Source organism: Pseudonocardia halophobica, assembly GCF_027922425.1.
Lineage (GTDB): Bacteria > Actinomycetota > Actinomycetes > Mycobacteriales > Pseudonocardiaceae > Pseudonocardia > Pseudonocardia halophobica.
This window is the reverse complement of sequence record NZ_BSFQ01000003.1, coordinates 165,738-185,706: the sequence shown is the minus strand read 5'-3', so window position 1 is coordinate 185,706 and position 19,969 is coordinate 165,738. Positions and strand designations below refer to the sequence as shown.

The 19,969-nt window shown below is 75.7% G+C and carries 22 protein-coding genes, 1 tRNA gene and 1 pseudogene; 15 read left to right on the top strand and 9 right to left on the bottom strand.

From position 1 onward, the window contains the following. Window positions 1-52: 52 nt before the first annotated feature. From PKE99_RS05280 to PKE99_RS05265, 4 genes are all read left to right on the top strand, one after another. Window positions 53-1,090 carry an XdhC family protein gene (locus tag PKE99_RS05280; protein WP_231498136.1) on the top strand — a complete coding sequence of 346 codons (1,038 nt, stop codon included), beginning with the start codon at window positions 53-55 and terminating at the stop codon, window positions 1,088-1,090. A gap of 227 nt (window positions 1,091-1,317) precedes the next feature. Beyond that, window positions 1,318-1,869: a YdcF family protein gene (locus tag PKE99_RS05275; RefSeq protein WP_081924007.1), complete on the top strand. Its 552-nt coding sequence runs from the start codon at window positions 1,318-1,320 to the stop codon at window positions 1,867-1,869. Window positions 1,870-1,880: 11 nt separating this feature from the next. Beyond that, the gene (locus tag PKE99_RS05270; RefSeq protein WP_051737142.1) at window positions 1,881-3,212 is read left to right on the top strand and encodes a deoxyguanosinetriphosphate triphosphohydrolase; all 1,332 of its coding nucleotides are present in this window, start codon (window positions 1,881-1,883) and stop codon (window positions 3,210-3,212) included. A 196-nt stretch (window positions 3,213-3,408) separates the two neighbouring features. Then, entirely contained in the window at window positions 3,409-3,999 is a 591-nt protein-coding gene (locus PKE99_RS05265; RefSeq protein WP_051737143.1) for a carboxymuconolactone decarboxylase family protein, read from the top strand. Here the strand turns inward: PKE99_RS05265 and PKE99_RS05260 are convergent. The 4 genes from PKE99_RS05260 to PKE99_RS05245 all read right to left on the bottom strand — a co-directional run bounded on the left by PKE99_RS05260 (window position 3,981) and on the right by PKE99_RS05245 (window position 7,428). Continuing rightward, complete coding sequence (locus tag PKE99_RS05260; protein WP_037043562.1) at window positions 3,981-4,517, bottom strand: DUF732 domain-containing protein; 537 nt, start codon at window positions 4,515-4,517, stop codon at window positions 3,981-3,983. The genes PKE99_RS05265 and PKE99_RS05260 overlap by 19 nt on opposite strands. A 152-nt stretch (window positions 4,518-4,669) precedes the next feature. Further along, window positions 4,670-5,395, bottom strand: a complete 726-nt coding sequence (locus PKE99_RS05255; protein WP_081923975.1) for an HNH endonuclease family protein — start codon at window positions 5,393-5,395, stop codon at window positions 4,670-4,672. A 73-nt stretch (window positions 5,396-5,468) separates the two neighbouring features. Further along, window positions 5,469-6,347, bottom strand: coding sequence for an RNA polymerase sigma factor SigJ (gene sigJ / locus PKE99_RS05250; RefSeq protein ID WP_037043563.1), 879 nt, complete (start codon window positions 6,345-6,347; stop codon window positions 5,469-5,471). A gap of 4 nt (window positions 6,348-6,351) precedes the next feature. Next, window positions 6,352-7,428, bottom strand: a complete 1,077-nt coding sequence (locus PKE99_RS05245) for a serine hydrolase domain-containing protein (protein WP_037043564.1) — start codon at window positions 7,426-7,428, stop codon at window positions 6,352-6,354. Between the two features lie 79 nt (window positions 7,429-7,507). On the opposite strand from PKE99_RS05245, the gene PKE99_RS05240 reads away from it, so the two are divergent. The 9 genes from PKE99_RS05240 to PKE99_RS05200 all read left to right on the top strand — a co-directional run bounded on the left by PKE99_RS05240 (window position 7,508) and on the right by PKE99_RS05200 (window position 16,684). Then, complete coding sequence (locus tag PKE99_RS05240; RefSeq protein WP_037043566.1) at window positions 7,508-8,428, top strand: RNA polymerase sigma-70 factor; 921 nt, start codon at window positions 7,508-7,510, stop codon at window positions 8,426-8,428. 15 nt (window positions 8,429-8,443) lie between these two features. Beyond that, on the top strand, window positions 8,444-9,190 hold the full coding sequence (locus tag PKE99_RS05235; RefSeq protein ID WP_037043568.1) for an SDR family oxidoreductase: 747 nt from the start codon (window positions 8,444-8,446) through the stop codon (window positions 9,188-9,190). A 35-nt stretch (window positions 9,191-9,225) separates the two neighbouring features. Continuing rightward, on the top strand, window positions 9,226-9,627 hold the full coding sequence (locus PKE99_RS05230) for a hypothetical protein (protein ID WP_037043571.1): 402 nt from the start codon (window positions 9,226-9,228) through the stop codon (window positions 9,625-9,627). Window positions 9,628-9,706: 79 nt separating this feature from the next. Continuing rightward, entirely contained in the window at window positions 9,707-10,126 is a 420-nt protein-coding gene (locus PKE99_RS05225; RefSeq protein ID WP_037043573.1) for a hypothetical protein, read from the top strand. Between the two features lie 99 nt (window positions 10,127-10,225). Further along, window positions 10,226-12,091 (top strand): DNA primase, encoded by a 1,866-nt coding sequence (dnaG, locus tag PKE99_RS05220; RefSeq protein WP_037043576.1) that lies wholly within the window; start codon window positions 10,226-10,228, stop codon window positions 12,089-12,091. After that, window positions 12,088-12,540 carry a hypothetical protein gene (locus tag PKE99_RS05215; RefSeq protein WP_037043977.1) on the top strand — a complete coding sequence of 151 codons (453 nt, stop codon included), beginning with the start codon at window positions 12,088-12,090 and terminating at the stop codon, window positions 12,538-12,540. The genes dnaG and PKE99_RS05215 overlap by 4 nt, the downstream gene beginning before the upstream one ends. Before the next feature lie 61 nt (window positions 12,541-12,601). Continuing rightward, the gene (locus PKE99_RS05210) at window positions 12,602-13,360 is read left to right on the top strand and encodes a trans-aconitate 2-methyltransferase (RefSeq protein WP_037043578.1); all 759 of its coding nucleotides are present in this window, start codon (window positions 12,602-12,604) and stop codon (window positions 13,358-13,360) included. A gap of 98 nt (window positions 13,361-13,458) precedes the next feature. Next, the gene (locus PKE99_RS05205) at window positions 13,459-14,859 is read left to right on the top strand and encodes an FAD-binding oxidoreductase (protein WP_037043581.1); all 1,401 of its coding nucleotides are present in this window, start codon (window positions 13,459-13,461) and stop codon (window positions 14,857-14,859) included. Window positions 14,860-14,998: 139 nt separating this feature from the next. Next, the gene (locus PKE99_RS05200) at window positions 14,999-16,684 is read left to right on the top strand and encodes an EAL domain-containing protein (protein ID WP_037043583.1); all 1,686 of its coding nucleotides are present in this window, start codon (window positions 14,999-15,001) and stop codon (window positions 16,682-16,684) included. Here the strand turns inward: PKE99_RS05200 and PKE99_RS05195 are convergent. Next, window positions 16,681-17,472: an NAD(P)H-dependent oxidoreductase gene (locus PKE99_RS05195; RefSeq protein WP_037043585.1), complete on the bottom strand. Its 792-nt coding sequence runs from the start codon at window positions 17,470-17,472 to the stop codon at window positions 16,681-16,683. The two genes, PKE99_RS05200 and PKE99_RS05195, sit on opposite strands and share 4 nt — an antisense overlap. A gap of 43 nt (window positions 17,473-17,515) precedes the next feature. Here PKE99_RS05195 and PKE99_RS05190 point away from each other — a divergent pair, with 43 nt between their 5' ends. Further along, the gene (locus PKE99_RS05190) at window positions 17,516-18,523 is read left to right on the top strand and encodes a GlxA family transcriptional regulator (protein ID WP_197040549.1); all 1,008 of its coding nucleotides are present in this window, start codon (window positions 17,516-17,518) and stop codon (window positions 18,521-18,523) included. On the opposite strand, the gene PKE99_RS05185 is transcribed toward PKE99_RS05190, so the two are convergent. The 3 genes and pseudogenes from PKE99_RS05185 to PKE99_RS05180 all read right to left on the bottom strand — a co-directional run bounded on the left by PKE99_RS05185 (window position 18,508) and on the right by PKE99_RS05180 (window position 19,287). Next, window positions 18,508-18,801 carry a hypothetical protein gene (locus PKE99_RS05185; protein ID WP_231498152.1) on the bottom strand — a complete coding sequence of 98 codons (294 nt, stop codon included), beginning with the start codon at window positions 18,799-18,801 and terminating at the stop codon, window positions 18,508-18,510. The genes PKE99_RS05190 and PKE99_RS05185 overlap by 16 nt on opposite strands. Window position 18,802: 1 nt before the next feature. Then, window positions 18,803-18,925: pseudogene (locus PKE99_RS39690) on the bottom strand (AAA family ATPase); the annotation flags it as partial. 155 nt (window positions 18,926-19,080) lie between these two features. Then, window positions 19,081-19,287 (bottom strand): hypothetical protein, encoded by a 207-nt coding sequence (locus PKE99_RS05180; RefSeq protein ID WP_037043979.1) that lies wholly within the window; start codon window positions 19,285-19,287, stop codon window positions 19,081-19,083. A 162-nt stretch (window positions 19,288-19,449) separates the two neighbouring features. Between PKE99_RS05180 and PKE99_RS05175 the strand changes: the two genes are divergently transcribed. After that, window positions 19,450-19,522 (top strand) — tRNA-Asn (locus PKE99_RS05175). A gap of 135 nt (window positions 19,523-19,657) precedes the next feature. On the opposite strand, the gene PKE99_RS05170 is transcribed toward PKE99_RS05175, so the two are convergent. Further along, window positions 19,658-19,828: a helix-turn-helix transcriptional regulator gene (locus PKE99_RS05170; RefSeq protein WP_037043590.1), complete on the bottom strand. Its 171-nt coding sequence runs from the start codon at window positions 19,826-19,828 to the stop codon at window positions 19,658-19,660. Window positions 19,829-19,969: the final 141 nt, after the last annotated feature.

Below are 19,969 nucleotides of genomic sequence, written 5' to 3'. Positions count from 1 at the left end.
CGGGCCCCGGCCCGGCCCTCGGCGGGCGGCCGCGATGGCTACCCTGGCGCTCGTGACCGCTCCCGCCCCGTCCATCGATCCCCGTCGCGAGCTGGGGGCCGCGCTGCGTCGCTGGGCCGCGGGCGGCACCGGGACGGTCGGCGTCGTGCGGGTCCTGGACCGGCACGGGTTCGGCACCGTCGAGTCCGGCCAGCTGCTGGCCGGCACCGCGGACGGCGAGACCGCCGGGCTGCTCTACCTCGGCGCGCTCGACGACTCGGCGGTCCCGCTCGCCGGCGCCGCGGCCGGGCTCCCGCAGACCCGTACCGCGCACGTCGCGGAGAGCGCGGCGCTGCGGGCGGGGCTGGCGTGCGCGGGCGGCGCGACGCTGCTCGGCCACCCGCTGCCCGCAGCCCTCGCCGATCCTCTGGGCGCCGCGCTCGAGGACGCCCGCCCGGCCGCGCTGGTCTCGACGATCGACGGTGAGGCCGCGCTCGTGCTCACCGGTCCGGACCTGGAGGAGGTGCACGGCACCCTCGAGGACGGCACCCCGGGGCTCGACGCCGAGGCCACGGCGGCCGCGCGGGAGCTGCTGCGCCGCGGCGCCACCGTGACCGACCGCCGCACCGTCGGCGACACCGAGATCCTCCTCGACCTGTGGGTCCCCGTGCCGTCCGTGCTGGTCGTGGGTTCGGGCGCGATCGGCGAGGCGCTGCTCGCGCAGGCCGCGCTGCTCGGCTGGGCCGGCCGCACCGTCACCGGGCTCGACGAGGCCCGGGCCGCGGTGTCGGCCTTCACCGAGGCCGACGTCGTCGTGCTGCTCGACCACGCCCCGCGCTTCGACGCCATGCTGATCGACGGCATCCGCCGCGGCCGGGGCTTCCTCGGCGCGCTCGGTTCCCGCCGCACCCAGGCCGCCCGCCGCGAGCGGCTGCTGCGCGCGGGCGTCACCGAGGAGGAGCTGGCCGCGATCCACGGCCCGGTCGGGCTGGACCTCGGCGCCCGCACCCCGGCCGAGACCGCCGTCTCGATCGTCGCCGAGGTCATCGCGGCCCGCTCCGGGCGCGCCGCCCGCGCGTTGGGCACGTCGGAGGGGAAGATCGGGGGGTGAGCGCACCGAGCGGGCACCGGCGCGGTGCTGTCCGGGGTGCCGGCCGGGGTGGCCGCGAGCCGGAGACCGTCCGGCTCCGGCACGTGCGCGGCCCCGCGCGCCCCGGCGCGGGCGACACGGACGACCCGCCCACCACCCCGACGCCCCGCACCCGCACCGGGCTGACCTGGGCCGCCCGGCTGGTGGTCGGAACGCTGCTCACCGCCGCGATCATCCTGGGCGGCACCATGTTCCGGGTCTGGCAGACCGCCCGGGTGGACGGGGACCGGCCGGTCGACGCCGTCGTCGTCCTCGGGGCGGCGCAGTACGACGGCGAGCCGAGCCCGATCCTGGCCGCCCGGCTGCGGCACGCGGTCGCGCTGTACCAGGAGGGGCTCGCCCCGCGGATCGTCACGGTCGGCGGCAACCGCGCCGGGGACGAGTACACCGAGGCCGAGGCCGGCACGCGGTACCTGGAGCGCAACGGGGTCCCGGCCGGCGCGATCACCACGGTCGCCGAGGGCGCGGACACGCTGGGCAGCCTCAAGGCCGTCGCGGCGCGGGCGAGCCGGGACGGGTGGAGCAGCGCACTGATCGTCAGCGACCCGTGGCACTCGCTGCGCGCCCGCACCATGGCCCGCGACTCGGGGCTGGAGGCCTGGACCTCGCCGACCCGCAGCGGGCCCGTCGTGCAGACGCGGGAGACGCAGGCGCGCTACATCCTCCGCGAGACCGCTGCGCTGCTGTACTACCGGCTCACCCACGCCTCGGCCGAGACCGAGAACACCGGGCTCGGCTGAGGGCGCCGACCATGACCGCGACGGTCCCGGCGCCGGCCCGGGAGGGGTACGACGACCACGACCGCGCCCGCCTGCTTCCCGAGCCGCCCAAGGGGTCCGGGCTCGGCGAGCACCACCGCCCGGAGAAGCGCTCGCCCTTCTCCCGCGACCGCGCCCGGGTGTTGCACTCCGCGGCGCTGCGCCGGCTCGCGGGGAAGACACAGGTGGTGGGGCCGGGCGAGGCCGCCGAGATCACCGGCATCCCGCGCACCCGGCTGACCCACTCGCTGGAGGTCGCGCAGATCGGCCGCGGGATCGCCGAGGAGCTCGGCTGCGACCCGGACGTCGTCGACACCGCCGGGCTCGCGCACGACATCGGGCACCCGCCCTTCGGGCACAACGGCGAACGCGCGCTCGACGAGTTCGGCGCGGCCTGCGGCGGGTTCGAGGGCAACGCCCAGACCCTGCGGATCCTCACCCGGCTCGAGCCCAAGGTCGCCCTCGTCGACGACACCGGCGAGCACCCCGGCGGCCTCAACCTCACCCGCGCGACCCTCGACGCCAGCTGCAAGTACCCCTGGCGGCGGCGCGGCGCGGAGCGGAAGTTCGGCGCCTACGACGAGGACGGCGCGGTGTTCGACTGGGTGCGCGAGGGTGCCCCGGAGCAGACGGGCGGCTCCGTCCCCAGGCCCCGGCGCTGCGTCGAGGCCCAGGTCATGGACTGGTCCGACGACGTCGCCTACTCGGTGCACGACGTCGAGGACGGGATCCTCTCCGGCCGGATCGACCTGGCCGCGCTGGCCGCGCCCGAGGAGCGGGCCGTGCTCGCGCTCCTGGCGAGCACGCACTTCGGCGCCGATCCGGCCGCGTGCGAGGTCGCGGCCGCGGAGCTCGCCCGGCTGCCCGTCGTCGACGCGGTGAAGGGCTTCGACACCGCGACCGCACCCGCCGTCGCGCACGCCGCGCTCAAGCGGCTGACCAGCGAGCTCGTCGGGCGGTTCGTCCGCGCGGCGACGGACGCCACGCTCGACGCCCACGGCGACGGGCCGGTGCTCCGCTACACCGCCGACCTCGTGGTGCCCCCCGAGGCGGCCGCGGAGGTGGCGCTGCTCAAGGCCGTCGCGTTGCGGTACGTGATGAGCGACCCCGACCGGCTGCGGATGCAGGCGCGGCAGCGGGAGCTGCTGAAGGAGCTGGGCGAGGCGCTGCTGGCCGGCGCCCCCGGGACCCTCGACCCGGTGCGGGCGGGGGAGTGGGCCGCGGCCGGCGACGACGCCGCCCGGCTGCGGGTCGTCGTCGACCAGATCGCGGTGCTGACGGACGCCGGCGCGCTCGCCTGGCACCGCCGGTTGTGCGAGCGCTGACCGGCTCGTCCGGCCTGGTCATCGGGGGTCGTGAGCGGGAGGTGCCGCTCTAGGGGCAGTTGCCGCTCACGGGAAAGCGTGACCTGGGACACAGCGCCTCACATCGATCGTGTCGCCGTCGTCTCCCTCGTACCCCGAGCTCCCTCGTACCCCGAGCTCCCTCGTACCCCGAGGTATCCGACCCGAGGAGGACGACATGGCACGCATCCCCGCCGTTCCCGAGGCCGACGCCGGTGTGTTCGGCCGGCTGGTCTACCGCCTGGCGCGCCGGAGGTTCGGCGCGGTCCCGGAGCCGTTCGCGGTGGCCCGGCACCACCGCGGGCTGTTCTGGTCGGCGCTGGTGTCCGAGCTGGCCTACGAGCGCGCCGCCCGGGTGCTGCCCGCGCGGGTCCGCGAGCTCGCGGTGTACCGGACGGCGACGGTCGTCGGCTGCTCGTGGTGCGTCGACTTCGGCACCATGCTGCAGCGACTCGACGGGCTCGACGTCGACCGCCTCGCCCGCATCGACGACTACGCCACCGACCCGCTCTACAGCCCGGCCGAGCGCCTCGCGGTGGCCTACGCCGACGCGATGACGGCCACCCCGCCCACCGTCACCGACGCGCAGGTCGCGGAGCTGGAACGGGAGTTCGGCCGGGCCGGGCTGCTCGAGCTGACCCAGGCGATCGCCGTCGAGAACCAGCGGGCGCGGGGGAACCACGCGCTGGGCATCGTCGACCAGGGGTTCGACGCGGCGTGCCGGGTGCGGCTCGGTGGGCCGCGGGTGGCTCAGGCGCCGGGACAGTAGCTCGTGCGGGCGGCGTCGACCAGTACCTGGGCGTCCCGGGTGCCGAAGCCGGCCGACACGGCGGCGGACACCAGGTCGCCCCGGCTCGCCCCGCCCTCGAGGGACGAGCAGACGCCGTGGCCCAGCTCGATCAGGGTGTCCGGCGGGACCTCGGCCAGCGCGGGCCGGGTCGACACGGCGGCCAGGAAGGCGCGGTCCCCGGTGCCGGCGGCGACGGTCGACGTCTCGCCGACGCCCGCCGCGAGGGCGGCCGCGGAGATGCCGCCGATCGCGGCCCCGGCGCCGAGGATCACGGCGACCAGCGCGGCCGGCAGCACCCAGCGCGGCACGCGGGAGGCCGGCGCGGGCGGGAGCGGCGGGGTGTAGGGCTGTGGCCCGTACCCCGGCACCCCGTACCCGGGCGGCGGGGCGGAGGGGCCGACCCGGTGGCCGGCCGAGGGGTCGCGGGGCGCGGGGACCTGCGGCACGGCGTGCCGGGGACCGGCGGCGGCGTGGCGCCCCGGGGCGCCCGCGGGCACGGGGGATCCCGGCGGGGCACCCCCCGGCCCGCGCTGCCGCGGCACCGTGTGCCCCTGCCCGTCCCCGTACCCGGCCCCCCGATCGGACACTGTTCCCCCCGACTGCCGTGACGCCCCGTCTCCCGGTTCATCGCACTCCGGGGGGCCGGGCCTTACGCCCCGGAGGAGTGAACCGTGCCGGGCACGGTGTCGTCCACCGGGATCGGCTGACCGGGGCACCCCGCGAGGATGCCGGAGATGGCGTCGTGCTCGGCCTGGGTGACCCACAGGTCGTACTTGGCCTTCACCGCGATCTGCCGGGCGACGTAGTCGCAGCGGTAGGCGCGGTTCGGCGGCAGCCAGGTCGCGGCGTCGCCGTCGCTCTTGCGGTTGTTGGTGGGCCCGTCGACGGCGAGGAGGTTGAGCGGGTCGTTCCCGAGCCGCTTGCGGGTGTCGGCGTCGAGCTGCTGCGCGCCCTTCTGCCAGGCGTCGGACAGCGCGACGACGTGGTCGATCTGCACGGCCTCGCTCGTGCCCTGGCCGCGGGTGAAGGAGATCGTCTTCCCCGTGTACGGGTCCGCGAGCGTGCCCGTGAGCACGATGCAGTCGTGCGTGCCGGGCTTGAAGGTCTCGCCGGTCATGTCCCGGGCGAGGACGTCGTTTCGCTGGTCGCAGCCGTTGCGGTCGACGTCGGACCAGCTCGGGCCGAACTGGTCGCGGGCGTACCCGGTCTTCGGGGCCCGCCCCTTCACGGCGAGCTTCTCCAGGGCCTGTGCGGCGGTGCCGGTCGGGGCCGCGGCCGGGGCGGTGAAGGGCGTGTACCGGTCGGCGAGGGTGGCACACCCGGACGCCGTCAGGAGGACGAGAAGGACTGCGGTGAGGATCCGGGCGCCGTGCACCGGACGATCCTGCCGTCCCGCGGCCGGGGAGCCGCGGTGACACGCCGTGACGACCGCATCACTGCTACACGTGTCACCACCACACGCGCAGCTTCGCCGGGTTCATCACCTGCCGGGCCGCCGCGATGCGGGGCTCGCCCGTCTCGTCGAGGACGACGGTGATCGCCGTCGCCGAGGCCGCCACGCGCGGCGAGCCGGGGGTCGCGAAGCCGGGCTCGCCGTTGACCCGCACCGGGATCCAGCCGGCCGGGTCGAGGTCGGCGCCGTACTGCCGCAGCAGGCCGGCCAGGAGCCGGACCATCGGCTCGGCCCCGACGACCGGCCGCAGCGCCGTCCGCACCGCGCCGCCGCCGTCGCTGGTGAGCACGACGTCCGGGTGCAGGACCCCGAGCAGCGCCTGGCGGTCCGCGCGGGCCAGGGCGTCGGCGAACGCGGCGAGCACCTTCTCCTCGGCCGCGGCCGGCACCCGGGGTGGGAGCGGGTCTGCCGCGGCCACGATCCGCCGGGCCCGCGCCGCGTGCTGCCGCGCCGCCGCCTCGCTGCAGCCCAGCACGGCAGCGATCTCCGCGTGGGCCTCGCCCAGCGCGTCGCGCAGGACGAGCGCGACCCGCTGGGCCGGGGTGAGCCGCTCGAGGAGCAGCAGGGCGGCCAGCCGCACGTCCTCCCCGCGGACGACGGCCGCGAGCGGGCCCTCGTCGTCGGGTGCGGTCACCAGCGGCTCGGGCAGCCACGGCCCGACGTAGGTCTCCCGCCGGGCCGCCGCCGAGGTCAGCCGGTCCAGGCAGATCCGGCCGACGACGGTCGTCAGCCAGGCCCGCGGGTCCCGCACCTCCGCCTCGTGGGCGGACCAGCGCAGCCAGGCCTCCTGCACGGCGTCCTCGGCGTCGGCCAGGCTGCCGGTGATCCGGTACCCGACGCGCAGGAGGTGTGGCCGCAGCTCCTCGAAGTCCACCCGCCTATCGGACCGTGTCGAGCACCGCCGTGACCAGTACCCGGACGGTCTCGAAGTCCATGCTCATCACGTTCCGCGTGACGGCCACGGCGACGCCGCGGTCCGGGTCGGCGCCGGCCCAGGTGCCGCCCGCGCCCGCCATGCCGAACACCCGCGGCGCGCCCTCCTGGTCCCACGGCAGGCCCAGGCCGAAGCCCAGGCCCCACCGGCTCGGGTTGCCGTAGACCTGGTCCGTCCCCGACGACGACTCGGTGTACGCCGCCGGGGCCCGGTCGCGGGAGACCACGGTGCCGTCGAGCCAGCCCGCGTACATCCGGGCGAGCCCCCGCGCGGACACCTTGGCCCCGGCCGGGATGTCGGCCGCGAGGACCCGCGGGTCGGAGCCGAGCGCCGCGGTGGGGAACAGCGCCGTCGGCACCGCCCGGAGCATCTCCTCGGGCAGGGTGAACCCGCCCGTCTCCGGCATCGGCGCGTCCTCGAGCACGGCCAGCCCGGACGGGTCCGGCATGCCGAACCGGATCTCGCCGGGGAAGCCGAGGACGTCCGTGAGGTCCGCGAGCAGGTCGGACAGCTCGCGCCCGCTCGCCCGCCGGGCGATCTCGCCGTTCAGGAAGCCGAAGGTGTAGGCGTGGTAGCCGACGGCGGTGCCCGGCTCCCACCACGGCTCCGCCTCCTCCAGCGCGGTGACCATGCGGGACCAGTCGCAGACGTCGTCGACGGTCACGCCCGCGGGCAGACCGGGCACGCCGGCGCTGTGGTCGAGCGCCTGCCGCACGGTGATCCCGTCCTTGCCGTGGGCCGCGAACTCCGGCCACACCTCGGCGACCCGGGTGTCGTAGCCGAGGACGCCGGCGTCGACCAGGCGGTGGACCAGCGTGGCGGTGGCGCCCTTGCCGACGGACCAGTTGTAGAACAGCGTCCCGGGCCCGACCACCCGTCCGGTCGCGGGGTCCGCGATGCCCGCGGCCACGTCGACCACCGGCCGCCCGTCGACGTACGCGGCCACCTGCAGCCCGCGCTCGCCGCCGGACCGCACCAGCTCGGCCGCCTGCTCCGCCACGATCTCCTGCACGTCGGTCATGTCCGCTCCTCTCGGCTCCAGGGGAGGACCGATCCCGCCCCGCTCGGTCATCGGTCGGAGCGATGGCAGTCTTCTCGACATGAGCACGGCGACGGACCCGGTGGCGGCCTTCGAGGATCACCGGCCGCGCCTGTTCGGGCTCGCGTACCGCCTGCTCGGCTCCGCGCAGGACGCCGAGGACGCGGTCCAGGACGCGTGGCTGCGCTGGTCGGGCGCCGACCACGGGGAGATCGCGAGCCCCGGCGCCTGGTTGACCACGGCGCTGACCCGCCTCTGCCTGACCCGGCTGACCTCGGCGCGGGCCCGTCGCGAGACCTACGTCGGGCCCTGGCTGCCGGAGCCGATCCTCACGACCGACCCGCCCGTCGGGCCGGCGGAGACCGCGGCCCAGCGGGAGTCGGTGTCGCTCGCCCTCTTGGTGACGCTGGAGCGGCTGTCCCCGCTGGAGCGCGCGGTGTACGTCCTGCGGGAGGCCTTCGGGCACACGCACGCGGAGGTCGCGGCGATCCTCGACGTCTCCGAGGCACATTCCCGCCAGCTGCACACCCGCGCCCGGCGGCACCTCGCCGAGGCGCCCGCGGACCCGCTCGAGGCCGACCCGGCGGCGTGGGGCGCGCTCGTCGAGCGGTTCCTCGCGGCGGCCCGCGAGGGCGAGATCGCCGAGCTGGAGGCCCTGCTCGCCGCCGACGTCGCCGCCTGGTCGGACGGCGGGGGCCGGGTCAGCGCCGCCCGCCGGCCGGTGCGCGGCCGGGCCGAGGTCGCGCGGTTCCTGGCCGGGGTGTTCGCGAGGTTCACCACCGGGCTGGTCGGGCGGGTCGCCGAGGTCAACGGGGAGCCCGCGCTGCTCGCCCTCCGCGACGGCGAGCTCACCTCCGTGCTGGCGGTCGAGCGGAACGGAGCGCAGGTCACGGGGCTGCGGTTCGTGCTGAACCCCGAGAAGCTCGCCTTCCTCGCCGCGCAGCTGTCACGTTCCGAGGCGCTGCCCGGTCACTCCTCCTGACGGAAGGAGTCCGACATGGCGGACACGCTGGTGACCGGGGGGACGGGCACCCTCGGCAGGGTCCTGGTGGAGCGGCTGCAGGCGGCCGGGCGACCGACGCGGGTGCTCAGCCGCAGGGCCGGTGAGGGGCACGTGGTGGGCGACCTCGCGACGGGCGAGGGGATCGACGCGGCCGTCCGCGGCTGCGACGTGGTGGTGCACTGCGCGACCGGGCGCAAGGACGGCGAGACCTCGGCGCGGCTGGTCGAGGCGGCGCTGCGGAACGGGGCGCCGCACCTCGTCTTCATCTCGATCGTGGGGATCGACCGCATCCCGCTCGGCTACTACCGGGAGAAGCTCGCGGTGGAGCGGTTGCTCGCCGGGTCGAGCCTGCCGTACACGATCCTGCGGGCCACGCAGTTCCACGACCTCGTCGCGGCGATGCTGGGCGTGCTCGGCCGGGTGCCGGGGGTGCTGCCGGTGCCGCGCGGGGTGGCGTTCCAGCCGGTCGACGTGCGGGACGTCGCCGACCGGCTCTGCGTGCTCGCCATGGGGGAACCGGCCGGACGGGTCGCGGACCTCGGCGGGCCGGAGGTACGGACGTTCGACGACCTCGCGCGGGCCTGGCTCGACGCCCGCGGCCGGAGGCACCGGGTCGTGACCGTCCCCGTGCCCGGACGGCTCGCGGCCGCGGTGCGGACCGGGGCGAACCTGGTTCCGGAGCACGCCGACGGCCGGATCACCTTCCCGCAGTACCTGCAGGGTGTGGGGGTGGCACGGTGAGCGAGCCTCGGGTCGCAGCGGTCGGAGGGGCTGCCGTGCGCGCCGGGCTGTGGTTCCTCGCGTTCACCGAGGTGGTCGTGGGGGCGTGGGCGCTGCTCGCGCCCGCAGGGTTCTACGCCGGCTTCCCGGCGCCGGGGCATCCGTGGGTGGCGATGCTCCCGCCCTACAACGAGCATCTGGTGCGCGACGTCGGGGCGCTGAGCCTGGCCCTCACCGTCGCCCTGGTCGGGGCGGCCCTGCGGCCGGAGCGGCGGCTCACGGTCGTCGTGCTGCTGGCGTTCCTCACCGCGACCGTGCCGCACGCGGTGTTCCACAGCCTGCACCTGCACGGCTTCCCGACCGTCGACGCCGTGGCCCAGACGGTCGGCTTCGTGCTGCAGGTCGGCGTGGGCGTGGCGGTGCTGGTGGGCGTATCGCGACGGCGTGTCGTGCACTAGTCCGAATGCACGAGCGTTCTTCACGAATTCTCAGGGCCGAGTGATGTAACGCCCAGGGTCCGGGCGGAGATTCGTAGGCATGAGCTTCTCCGCCGGACCCCTCGCCGACATGCTGACCGCGCTCGGTGCCGCCGCCGCGATCGCCGTGCTGCTCCTGGTCGCCGGCGCGCCGCTCCTGGTCGACCTGGTCGGCCCGCGGAAGCGGCGGCTGCCCGGCGGTGCGGTGGGCACGCTGCCCGCCGCCGCCCCGGTCGCCGCATCCGTCGGTACCGCTCCGGTCGAGCCGGTCGTGGCGTCCGAGGAGAGCGGCGGTGCCCCGGCGCGGGTGGAGGTGCCCGCCCAGGGCGGCCCGGCCGACGCCGAGTCCGCCGAGGCCCCCGAGCAGGCCCGGGGCACGCTGACCCTCCGCGGCGCCGCACGCGAGATCAGCCTGCCGTTCCAGCGCACCGCCCTCGCCCCGGTCATCCCGCTCCAGCGCCCGGTCTCCCGCTTCAGCTGAGCCCACCCGCCGAGCCTGCCGCCGCCCGCACCGCGGCTCCCCGCGCCCGTCCGGCGACCTGCGGGACCGCGGGGCGGGCGCGCGCCTAGACTCGGGGGCGTGGCAGGCCGCATCCGGGACAGCGACATCGCGGAGGTCCGCGACCGCACCCGGATCGAGGAGGTCGTCGGCGAGTACGTCGCACTCCGCCGGGCCGGCGCGGGCTCGCTGAAGGGCCTGTGCCCCTTCCACGACGAGAAGACGCCGTCGTTCAACGTCCGGCCCACCCACGGCACGTTCCACTGCTTCGGCTGCGGCGAGGGCGGCAGCGCGATCGACTTCGTCATGAAGATGGAGCACATCGGGTTCGTCGAGGCCGTCGAGCGGCTGGCGGACAAGGTGGGCGTGCGGCTCACCTACGAGGGCGGCGGCTCGAGCGTCCAGCGCGACCGCGGCACCCGCACCCGGCTGCTCGAGGCGAACAAGAAGGCCGCCGAGTTCTACGCGGCCCAGCTGCGCACCCCCGAGGGCGCGCAGGCCATGCAGTTCCTCACCACCCGCGGGTTCGGCGCGACCGCCGCCGAGCAGTTCGGCTGCGGCTACGCGCCCGCGGGCTGGGACACGCTCACGAAGCACCTGCTGGCCCAGGGCTTCTCGCTCGACGAGCTGATGAAGGCGGGCCTGTCGAAGGAGGGCCGGCGCGGCCCGATCGACCGGTTCCACCGCCGGCTGCTGTGGCCGATCCGGGACCTGGGTGGCGACGTCGTGGGCTTCGGGGCCCGCCGCCTGTTCGACGACGACGGCATCGAGGCCAAGTACCTCAACACCTCCGAGACCCCGGTGTACCGCAAGACGCACGTGCTCTTCGGGCTCGACCTCGCCAAGCGCGAGATCGCCAAGCGCCGGCAGGTCGTGGTGGTCGAGGGCTACACGGACGTGATGGCGATGCACCTGGCGGGCGTGCCCACCGCCGTCGCCTCCTGCGGCACCGCCTTCGGCACCGAGCACATCACCGTGCTGCGCCGGCTGATGGGGGACGACTCGTTCGACCGCGGCGAGGTCATCTACACGTTCGACGGCGACGCGGCGGGCCAGGCCGCCGCGCTGAAGGCCTTCGACGGCGACCAGTCCTTCGCCGCGCAGACCTTCGTCTGCATCGCGCCGGACGGGCAGGACCCCTGCGAGCTGCGCCAGGCGCACGGCGACACCGCCGTCCGCGATCTCGTCGCCCGCCGCGAGCCGCTGTTCGAGTTCGCGATCCGCCAGATCCTGCGCGAGCACGACCTGGACAAGGCCGAGGGCCGCATCCAGGCGCTGCAGCGGGCGGTCCCGGTCGTCGCCAAGATCAAGCGCGAGGACCTGCGGGACGAGTACGCGCGCCGGCTCGCGGGCTGGACCGGCTGGGACGACATCGCGATGGTCGTGCGGCGGGTGCGCGAGGAGGCCGGGGTCGCCCCCGAGCGGCCGCGCGGGCGTCGTCCGGAGCCGGTCGCGGCCCCGCGCCGGGACGATCCGCGCCTGCACCTGCAGCGCGAGGCGGTCAAGGCGGCGCTGCAGATCCCGGCGGTCGCCGGCCCGGCCTACGACGAGCTGCCCGAGCAGGTCTTCACCCATCCCGCGTTCGCCGCGGTGCACGTCGCGATCCAGAAGGCGGGCGGGGTGTGCGCGGGTATCGAGGGTCCGGCGTGGATCGAGGCGGTCACGGCCGAGTGCGGTCCCGAGGAGCGGAAGCTGCTGAGCGAGCTGGCGGTGGAGCCGCTGGAGCTGCCGCGCAAGCTCGGCGACGAGGCCCGCTACGTGGGCAGCGTGCTCGCCGGCGTCAAGCTCGCGCTGGTCGAGGCGCAGATCGCCGAGGTGAAGTCCCGGCTGCAGCGCACCAACCCGACCGAGGACCCGGAGCTCTACAACGAGCTGTTCGGCGACCTCGTGCCGCTCGAGCAGTACAAGATCGCGCTGCGCGAGCAGGCGTCCGGGGCGCACCGGTGAACCTGCTCCGGCGGCTGCTCGGCAAGGAGGACCTGCCCGAGGGGTTCGCCGGCACGCTCGACCCGGAGGAGCACGTGGTCGCGGTGGCCGACGTCGTGCGCGGCGGCGGGCACCTCGTCGTCTCCAACCTGGGCGTGTGGTTCCCCGGCGAGCCGGAGCGGGTCGGCTGGCACCTGGTCAGCAAGGCGACCTGGGCGGACGGCGCGATGACCTTCGTCGTGGCCACGCACGAGGATCTCGGCAAGGCGTTCCTGCTGCACGACGGGCCGCCCCGGCGCTTCCGGCTCGGCGAGCCGGGCAAGGTGCCGCAGGCGGTGCACCAGCGCGTCACCGGTTCGATCGTGTCCCGCGAGCGCGCCACGATGCCCGACGGCCGCGAGGCCTGGGTGCTCGAACGTCACGTCCCCGGTCGCGACGGCACGATCCGGCAGATCCACCCCGACCCGTGAGTGCCTACTGCCCCTAGAGCGGCCGTTCGCACTCACGACCCCCGCCGACCTGGGAGGACGCATGGCGACGACCTGGGACCCCGCCCTCTACCTCGACTTCGACGACCACCGCGCCCGCCCCTTCCACGACCTGCTGGCCCGGGTGCGCACGACCGACCCGCGGCGGGTCGTCGACCTCGGCTGCGGCCCCGGCCACCTCACCCCGGTGCTGGCCGCGCGGTGGCCGGGCGCCGTCGTCGAGGCCCTCGACTCCTCGCCGGACATGGTGGAGGCGGCCCGCGCCTCGGGTGTCGACGCCCGGCTGCAGGCCGCCGAGGACTGGACGCCCGCCCCGGACACGGACCTCGTGGTCACCAACGCAGTGCTGCAGTGGGTGCCGACCCACACCGCGCTGATCCCGCGGTGGATCGAGGCGCTGCCGGCGGGGGCCACGTTCGCGATGCAGGTCCCGGGCAACTTCGAGGCCCCCTCCCACGCCCTGGTGCGGGAGCTCGCCGCGGAGTGGGAGCAGCCGATCGTCCTGCGCGGTGAGGCCGCCGTGGCGGAGCCGGCGGAGTACGCCGAGCTCCTCGCGGCGACCGGCGCGACCGCCGACGTCTGGGAGACGACCTACCTCCAGCGCCTCACCGGCGAGGACCCGGTGCTGCACTGGATCAGCGGCACCGCCCTGCGTCCCGTGCGCGACGCGCTGGGGGAGGCCGAGTACGCCCGGTTCACGGACCGGCTGGCCCCGCGCCTGCGCGCGGCCTACCCGGCCTCCGCCGACGGCACTACCTGGTTCCCCTTCCGCCGCCTCTTCGCCGTGGCGCACAAGGCCTGAAGGCCCTGTCACGAAAGCTGCGCGAACGTTGGGCTCCTGGCGTCACCGCCGGGTGCGGCCAATGCACGGGCCGCACCCCCGACGCTCGGGAGGGAACCATGACCAACACCGACACCGCCGGCCCCGCGTGGGGCCCGGAACTCGCCGCCACCCTCCGCGGCCCGTTGATCGGGCCCGGCGATCCGGGCTACGACGAGGCCAGGGCCGTGTACAACGCCATGATCGATCGCAAGCCGGCTGCGATCGCGCGGGTCGCCGACGTCGCCGACGTCATCGCCTGCGTGCGGGCTGCCCGCGAGCACGGGCTGCTGCTGTCGGTCCGCGGGGGCGGGCACAACGCCGCGGGGCTCGGCGTGGCCGACGGAGCACTCGTCGTCGACCTGTCCGGCCTGCGCAGCACGACGGTCGACCCGGTCGCCCGCACCGTCCGCGTCGACGGGGGCTGCACCTGGGGCGACGTCGACCACGCCACCGCCGCCTTCGGTATGGCGACGCCGTCCGGGATCATCGGCACCACGGGCGTCGCCGGGCTGACCCTCGGCGGCGGAACGGGCAACCTGACCCGGCCGTTCGGCCTGACGATCGACAACCTGCTGTCCGCCGACGTCGTCCTCGCCGACGGCTCGTTCGTGCGGGCGAGTGCGGACGAGCACCCGGACCTGTTCTGGGCGCTGCGCGGGGGCGGCGGGAACTTCGGCGTCGTCACCTCGTTCGTGTTCCGCTGCCACGAGATCGGCGAGAACGGGAACGTGGTCGCCGGTCCGGTGTTCTACGACCTCGACGACATCGGCGAGGTCATGCGCTGGTACCGCGACGTGCTCCCGACGCTGCCCGAGGAGCTCAACGGCTGGATCGGCGTCCTCGCCGTCCCGCCGGTACCACTGTTCCCCGAGGAGCTGTGGAACCGCACGGTCTGCGCGATCCTCTGGTGCTACAGCGGCCCCCAGGCCGATGCCGACCGCGTCCTCGCGCCGGTGCGGGAGTTCGGGTCGCCCCTGCTCGTCGGCCTGGACACGATGCCGTTCGCGGCCCTGCAGAGTGCCTTCGACGACCTCTTCCCGCCCGGGCACCAGTGGTACTGGCGGGCCGACTTCGTGCGCGAGATCTCCGACGAGGCGATCGAGGTGCACCGCCGCTTCGGCGCACGCCTGCCCACCGGCCAGTCGACCATGCACCTCTACCCGATCGACGGCGCCGCGGCCCGGGTCGGCCCGGAGGAGACGGCCTTCGCCTACCGCGAGGGCGGGTGGAACGGGGTGATCGTGGGCGTCGACCCCGACCCCGCGAACGCCGAGCTGATCACGAACTGGACGCGGGAGTACTGGGACGCGCTGCATCCGTTGACCGAGGGCGGCGCGTACGTCAACTTCATGATGGACGAGGGCGCCGACCGGGTCCGCGCGTCGTACCGCGAGAACTTCCCGCGGCTGCAGGAGGTCAAGCGCCGGTACGACCCCGGCAACCTGTTCCGGGTGAACCAGAACATCCCGCCCGCCTGATGTGATCTCCGTCCGTTCACCTCCCGGCCACCCGCCGGGAGGGGGACGGCCCGGCCCCCGTTCCGTCCATCGGGGACGGTCGCGGCGCCCGCGACCGGGGCGGCAGCGTGACCGGTCGCCCGAGCGGTGGAGGGACGGCGTGACGATCGCGCAGGACGGGCCGGACGGCCCCGCGGCGTGGGCCGCCTCGTACAGCCGGGCGGACGGCATCCGGCCCCTGTTCGCGCCGATCGCGGACCTGGCCACCGGCGCGGTGGTGGCCGTCGAGGCGGTGCCGCAGCCGCGGGACGGGGCGATGGCCGGGGTGGTCGCGGCGGCCGCCCGCACGAACCGCCGGGCCGCCCTCGACGTCGGCGCCGCGGCCGCCGGGATCCGGCGGGCCGGCGGCTACGGCCTCGGTGTCCCCCTGCACGTCACGCTGCTGGCGGACACCGTGGCCGACGACGGCGGTGCGCTCGCCGAGCTGCACGCCGCCGTCCGCGACGCGGGCTTCGCCCCGCGCGACGTCGTGATCCGGATCGCCGCCCCGATCGGCGACCCGGCCGACGCGGACGTGGAGGCCGGCCTCCGCGTGCTGCGGTCCCGCGGCCACCGCATCGGGGTGGGGGAGGTCGGGCCGGCCGACCACCCGCTCGCGCTGATCGCCCGGCTCGCGCCCGACGTCGTCGCCCTCGACCCGGAGCTCGCCGGCGCACTCGACGCCGACCCCGGCGGCCAGGTCGTGCTCGACGCCGTGGCGCGGCTGTGCCGGCGCACCGGCGCCGAGCTGGTCGCCGCCGGGATCGCGACCGCGGCCGACCTGGAGGCCTTCCGCCGGCACGGTGTCCGCCGCGGCTGCGGTCCGCTCCTGGGCGCGCCTGGCCGCCGGCCGGTCGACCGGCTCGCGGCCCCGCTGCCCGCCCCGACGCCGCACGTGCGCCCGGACCGCGCCGATCCCGTCGGGCCCGTGCTGGGCGACTTCGCCCGCCCGGCCGTGATGCTGCGCGACACCGCGACCGGCGCCGAGGCCCGTGCCCTGTTCCAGGACTCGCCGGAGCTCGCCGGCATCGTGCTGACCACGGCGTCGGAGCGGCCGGTCGCGATGCTGGAACGCACCCGCTTCCTGCTCGCCGTCTCCGCCCGGTTCGGCTACGCCCTGCACGCCGAGCGGCCGGTCCGCGACCTCGCCGACCCCGCGAGGGTGCTGCCGCTCGACGCGGAACCGCGCGAGGCGCTGCAGCTCGGCGACCCCCGCCGCGCCCATGACGACATCGCGCTCGTCGACGGGTACGGGCGCTGCCGCGGCGTCGCGCGGATCGGCGACCTGCTCCGCGCGGTCGCGGCGCTCGAGTACGACCGGGCGCTGGCCCTGCACCCGGTCACGGGCCTACCCGGCGTGCCCGCGCTGACCGAGGCGCTCGAGCAGCGGCTGCTCGCGGGGCAGGGCGCCGGGATCGGGCTGGTCACCGCCGACCTGGGCGCGCTGACCCTGCGCGGCGGGTTCGACGCCGTCGTCGACGGGCTGCGGCGGGTGGCCCGCGCGGTGACCGACGTCCTGCCCCGGTTCGCCGGGAGCAGCGCCGCGCACGGGACGGGCGACGACCTCGTGATCGTCACCGATCTCGGCGCGCCGCCCGCGCTCGACGCCGCCCTGCGCGCCGCGCTCGCCGCGCACCGGGCGCCGCGGGTCGCGACGGCCTGGCTACGTCAGCCGCCCGGCCTGCCGACCGGGGCGGCCGACGTCGCGCGGGAGCTCGGCCGACTCCGCGAGCAGGCCCGTCGGCTCGGCCCGGACGCCGCGGTGTCCGCCGCGGCGGGGGAGGCCCCGCGCCCGCTCGCGGGTTAGCTCGCCGCCCGGACCTCGGGGCTGTCGGCCATGTGCACCGACAGCCCCGCCTGCCCGGGCGTGAGGTGCGGGCGCAGCACCAGGTGCTCGTCGTAGTCCCCGCCGCGCTGCGGGCGGAACGGGAGCGGGGCGTCGGTCCCGAGCCCGGCGAGCCGCCCGCGCAGAGCCGCGCCGGCGCGGAGCCGGTCTTCCTCGGTGAAGCGATCCGCACCGGGGACGAGCAACGGCGGCAGGACCGTGGCGCCGGCGTAGAAGAGCGTGCCGTGCAGCAGCGGGAACAGCAGCTCCTCGACGTGCCCGTTGATCCCGCGCGGCCCGAACGCCGAGTCCGGACCCCCGGTCGTCGTGACGACGAGGGCGCGTTTCCCGGCGAGCACCCCGTCGCCGTAGCGGCGCGTGCGTCCGTCGGGGCCGCGCACCCCGTAGGCGAAGCCGTCGACGAACACCCGGTCCACCCAGCCCTTGAGGATCGCGGGCATCCCGAACCACCACAGCGGGAACTGCAGCACCAGCGCGTCGGCCCGGCGCAGCTTCTCCTGCTCGGCGCGGATCTCCGGCGGCAGCGTCCCGGCGTCGTACGCCCGCCGGGACCCGTGGGAGACGAACAGCCGCTCGTTCGCGTCGAGCCCGTAGTCCTCCCGGGTCAGCACCGGGTCCCAGCGCATCGCGTACAGGTTCGACACCGCGACCCGGTGTCCCTGCTCCTCCAGCGCCGCGCGGCCCTCCGCGGCCAGCACGCCGGTCAACGAGCGTGGCTCCGGATGCGCGACCACCCACAGAACGTCCATGTCCCGATCGTCGGCCGCGCGTGCCCGTCGGACGAGTGGCTCGATGGACAGTATGTGCGAGGATCCGGCCATGGCTGACGAGCGGCACAGGGTCGCGGTCCTCGTGCGCGACGGTCTGCTGCCCATGGAGCTCGGCATCGTCCACCGGTTGTTCGGGCAGGCCCGCGACACCGCCGGCCGGCCGCTCTACGAGGTCCTGACCTGCACACTCGTGCCCGGCCCGGTCCGCACGGACGCCGACTTCCCGGTCCTGGTGAAGCACGGGCCCGAGGTGCTCGACACCGCCGACACCGTGATCGTTCCGGCGTCGGACCTCGACTACGAGCCCGCGCCGCCGCCCCCGGGGCTCGCCGAGGCGCTGGCCCGGATCCGGCCCGGCACGCGGATCGCGTCGATCTGCACGGGCTCGTTCGTGCTGGCCGCGGCCGGGCTGCTCGACGGGCGCCCGGCCACCACCCATTGGAAGTGCGCTGCCCGGTTCCGCGAGCTGTACCCCGAGGTCGACCTCGATCCCGACGTGCTCTACACCGACGCGGACGGCGTGCTCACGTCGGCGGGCGAGGCGGCCGGGATCGACCTCTGCCTGCACATGATCCGCACCGACCACGGCGCCGCGGTGGCCAACGAGGTCGCGCGCGGCACCGTCGTGCCGCCACACCGGGACGGCGGGCAGGCCCAGTACCTCCGACGCCCGGTGCCCGAGCCCGTGGTGTCGTCGACGGCCCGGGCGCGGGCGTGGGCGTTGGACAACCTGCACCGGCCCGTCACGCTGCGGGAGCTCGCGGCCCGCGAGGCCACCAGCACCCGCACCTTCACCCGCCGCTTCCGGGACGAGATGGGCACCTCACCGGGGCAGTGGCTCACGCGGCAGCGCATCGAGCGGGCGTGCACGCTGCTGGAGGAGAGCGATCTGTCCGTCGACGACGTCGCGGAGCGGGCCGGGTTCGGCACGGCCGGCTCGATGCGCCTGCACCTGCAGGCGGAGCTGGGCGTCTCGCCGACGGCGTACCGGCGCACCTTCCGCTGCCGGGCGGCTCAGCCGAGCAGGTGACGCAGGGTCCGCGCGGGGTCGGCGAGGAAGTCCCGGGTGGTGCGGACGGGGAGGGCGTCGTCGTAGGGAACGGGGCGCAGGTCGCCGTCGTCGCCGATCTCGAGGATCCGCGCGCCGGGGAGCGCGAGCAGGATCGGTGAGTGGGTGGCGATCAGGAACTGCGAACCCTGCGTGGTCAGGTCCTGGATGCGGGCGGGCGACGTTGTCGTACGACTCGGCGCGCAGGAAGAACGACGAGCGCTCCTTGCCCGGCGCCCGCCCGATGCGCAGCGACCCACCCAGCGAGGACTCGCTCGCCCGGGTGGCGAAGGCGAAGTTCCGCGAGCCGCCCTCGGCGTTGAACCCGGCGGCGACGGCGATGGCCTCGACGAGCGTCGACTTGCCGGACCCGTTCTCGCCCACCAGGAACGTGACGCCCGGGCCGAACTCCAGCCGTCGTCCGCGCAGGGCGGCGACCACGGGCAGGGCGAACGGGTAGTGGCCTCGGCCCGCCTCGGGCGCGTCGACCTCGACGCGCCGCAGGTACAGCCCTGCCCCGCGCGGGGGACGGGCTCGGCTCAGCGCGCCGACCCGTTCGAGCCGGGGTCGTGCGTGCCGCCCTTCACGACCTGCTCGACGCGGGCCCGGACCACCCCGGCCGCGCCCTGGACCGCCGGGTGGTCGGCGACGCGCTGGTAGGTGCGGTGCAGCTGTTCGTAGCGCTCGTGGCCGGCCTTCGCGCCCAGCACGTAGCCGACCGCGGCACCCAGCAGGAACTTGAGCATGTCGCCTCCACGGGGGACGGTCGTGATCGCCTGCCCCGCCATCCTGCCCCAGAGCCCCGGACCGACGCTCGCCCAGGGCGGGGGAGGGGGGTGCGGGGGCGCCGGAACCGGTGTTGTAGGGTTTCCCCTGTCAGCGAGCGGGTTCCGCTCGCAGGCCGGCGGTCCTCCGTAGCTCAATTGGCAGAGCATGCGACTGTTAATCGCAGGGTTACTGGTTCGAGTCCAGTCGGAGGAGCTTTCTCCCCAGGTCAGAGCGGGTCTCGTCGGATCTTGCGAAGATCTAGTCACAGGATAGTCACATGATTCACTTCGTGATGTGATCTTGCGTCCTGTCCGCGTCTGCGGACCTTAGGTCCGCACATGCGGCACCTCACTCCTGCGCCGCGAACCAGGCTCGGACCTCCGCCTGCTCGTAGCGGACGTAGCGCCCCACCCGGCGGGACTTCGGGCCGTAGCCGCGCTGACGCCACTGGTACAGCGTCGCGACGGGCACTCCGAGGAACTCGGCGACGTCCCTCACGCCCCACAGTCGATCCTTCATGGCAGTCCGCCTCTCACGCGTCGGGCTCGGTGACAGCTCTGGAGGGTTGTGGCTGATCGTGGTCGTCGTCGTACGCGGTCGTTCTGTCAGACGGGCGGGCAGCTGCTCATGGCGAGACGAATCGCTCCTCGGCGAGCTTCG